The sequence below is a fragment of the Streptomyces sp. genome (genome assembly GCF_050698815.1).
GTDB lineage: Bacteria > Actinomycetota > Actinomycetes > Streptomycetales > Streptomycetaceae > Streptomyces.
In genome coordinates, this window is sequence record NZ_JBOHCV010000654.1 from 1 (window position 1) to 2082 (window position 2082).

Below are 2082 nucleotides of genomic sequence, written 5' to 3' on the forward strand. Positions count from 1 at the left end.
AGCAGGCGGCGCAACTGCTCCGCCTGCACGGCGAGCTGCCGGTTCTTGCGGTCCAGCTCCAGGAACACGTTGACCTTCGTGCGCAGCACCCAGGGATCGATCGGCTTGGACAGGAAGTCGGCGGCGCCCAGCGCGTAGCCGCGGTAGGCGTAGTCCGCATCGACGTCGGTGCCGGTCAGCAGGATGATGGGCACATCCTTGGTCTGGTCGAGACGCTTGATGTTGCTGGCGGTCTCGAAACCGTCCATTCCAGGCATCAGGACATCGAGCAGTACGACCGCGAACTCCTGCCGCAGCATCGCCTTCAGTGCCTCTTCGCCGGAGCGGGTGGCCACCAACTCCTGGTCGAGCGGGCCGAGTACGGCCTCCAGCGCGACGAGGTTCTCCTCCATGTCATCGACGATCAGGATGCTGGACCTCTCGGGCGTGGGTGTGCTCATGGCGCCCGTCCCGCCGGGTCAGCGTCCTCGTCCCCGGAATCGCCGGTATCACCGGTGCCGTCCGGGTTGCCGGTGGTGCCCCCGTCCTGGGAGCTCTGCGGGCCGGGACCGCTGTCCGGGCCGGCCGAGGAGCCCTCGCCGCCCTCCTTCGCGTCGAGCAGGGTGTACATCGCCGACAGCAGCTGGTCCACGTCCACCGGTTTGGGAACGTAGAGGTCCGCTCCGCTGTCGAGTGCCTTCTGGCTGTCACCCGACATGGCCTTGGCGGTGAGCGCGATGACCGGCAGGTCGGCGAGGCGCGCGGTCTGACGGATGATCCGTATCGCCTGGTAGCCGTCCATCTCAGGCATCATGATGTCCATCAGGACCAGCGCCACCTCGGGGGAGCGGTCGAGGACGTCAAGGCCCTCCTGGCCGTTCTCGGCGTACTTCACGGAGATCCCGATACGGCCCAGCACATGGGTGAGCGCGAAGACGTTCCGGATGTCGTCGTCGACGATGAGCACGTGGGTCCCGTTCAGCACCCGCCCCGGGTGCCCGCCGAGCCAGCGCTTGAGCTGTGTCGTCTCCGGCCAGGTCTCCCCGTGGGTCTCCGTCGCCGGAGGCTTCTCGTCGCCGGTCCGCTCGGGGGTGGTGACGGGCTTGGTCGGCGCGGGCGGCTCGGCGGCAGGGGCGGCCTCGGCCGCGGCGGGGGCCTCGGTCAGGGGCGGTTCCGGCTGCGGCGGCCCCGGCAGCGCCGTCGGCGCCGGAGACGGGGTGACCGTGCCCGCGCTCGCGCCCGCACTGCCTCTGCCCAGGGCTCCGGCCGTCGCGGCACCGGCTTCGGCGGGCCGGGGTTCGGTGGTGGGCATACTGCCGGGATAGTCCGCCGGTACGGAGAGGGTGAACCGGGAACCCACGCCCTGCTCACTCTCCACGTCGATCCGGCCGCCGAGCAGGCCGGCGATCTCCCTGCTGATCGAAAGACCGAGGCCGGTGCCCCCGTACTTGCGGTTGGTGGTCCCGTCGGACTGCTGGAACGCCTCGAAGACCGCCGCGAGCTTGTCCGGCGGAATGCCGACGCCGGTGTCCTTCACCGAGAACGACACGACCGTTTCGGCGTTGCGCAGCGTCTCTTCCTTGAACTCTCTCGACGCCACCCGCTCGACGCGCAGCTCCACGCTCCCGGAGGCGGTGAACTTCACGGCGTTGGAGAGCAGATTGCGCAGGATCTGCTGGAGCCGCTGCTCGTCCGAGAACAGCTCGCGCGGCACGTGCTCGCCGACCCCGATCTCGAAGGCCAGTCCGCGGTCGATGGTCAGCGGACGGAAGGTCGCGTGCACATAGTCGAGCAGCTTGGTCAGCGGCAGCTTCTTGGGGCGTACGTCCATCCGCCCGGCCTCGACCTTCGACAGGTCCAGAATGTCGTTGATCAGCTGCAGCAGGTCCGAGCCGGAGCGGTAGATGGTGGACGCGAAGTCCACCTCCTGCTCGGACAGATTGCCGTCCGGGTTGTCCGCGAGGAGCCGGGCCAGGATCAGCAGTGAGTTGAGCGGAGTACGCAGCTCGTGCGACATGTTGGCCAGGAACTCCGACTTGTACTGCGAGGAGGTGGCCAGCAGGGCGGCCTTCTCCTCCAGTTCGGCGTTGGTGCTCTGCAGCT

Annotated in this window: 2 protein-coding genes; both read right to left on the bottom strand. The window is 68.7% G+C overall.

The window, feature by feature from the left end; translation table 11 throughout:
* Positions 1–440, bottom strand: a 440-nt coding sequence (locus ACRDP3_RS23510; protein ID WP_431518997.1) for a response regulator, incomplete at its 3' end; no start/stop codon positions are given.
* The coding region (locus tag ACRDP3_RS23515) for an ATP-binding response regulator (protein ID WP_431518998.1) at positions 437–2082 on the bottom strand (1646 nt) is incomplete at its 5' end. The genes ACRDP3_RS23510 and ACRDP3_RS23515, both read right to left, overlap by 4 nt.